The organism is Lactobacillus sp. WILCCON 0149 (genome assembly GCF_057197965.1).
Window position 1 is genome coordinate 1 of the sequence record NZ_JBUBHO010000031.1, and the last position, 749, is coordinate 749.

The following is a 749-nucleotide window of genomic DNA, read 5'->3' on the forward strand; positions in this document are numbered from 1 at the left end:
AAGCAAGTAGTGCAGCCTGATCGCTTAGAGCCCGCAGAGGTTCTTAGCTACTACGGCAGCCCAAGCAGAGATCAAGTCTTTGTGCAAGAGCGTGACGTGGCCAAGGTAGTGACTCTTGCTGACAACAGGAAAGTACGAGTGGCGTTTTTCGGCATTGAGAATCAATCTGTACCAGCCTTGGACATGGCTATTCGTGTAATGGGCTATGATGCCGCCAGTCTTTGCCAACAGATTCTTGACAGAAAAGCAGGTGGACCGAGCGTAAGATATCATGCCGTCAAAACGATCGTGCTAAACTCTAGTAAAAAGGCATGGGGAAATACTCCACGCAGCTTAAAGGAGATCTTGGAATCACCAGCGGGCGTTGACAGTCCATTTAACGCACTTATTAACGACTACAAGATAGATGTCTGTGACGTAGCATGGCTGAGCGATGAAGAAATCGATAAATTCAGAAGCCCATTCAAGTACATCGCAATGGCATTTGTAGGCTACCGCACTGGTAATTTCGAGCGTTTAAACAAAGAAATGCCAGCTGGTATTGCAGCTGAAGTCTTGATAGGAATTTGTGCAATTCTTAATGAAGATTCCTTGCGGGGCATCATCAAAAAATTGCTTAAAAACAAGGATGAGGTGGTCAACTTGAAGAAAGTACTGAACCCATACACGGCTTACTATGTAGAACAAGCTGAGGAAAAAACGCAGGCTGAAGAGGCTAAAAAGTATCAACTTGCTCAAGCAAAGGAGAA

At 45.1% G+C, this 749-nt stretch carries 1 protein-coding gene; it reads left to right on the forward strand.

The genetic code is table 11. The features are described from left to right. The coding region (locus ACYVUV_RS12335) for a hypothetical protein (RefSeq protein WP_484499577.1) at positions 1–749 on the forward strand (749 nt) is incomplete at both ends.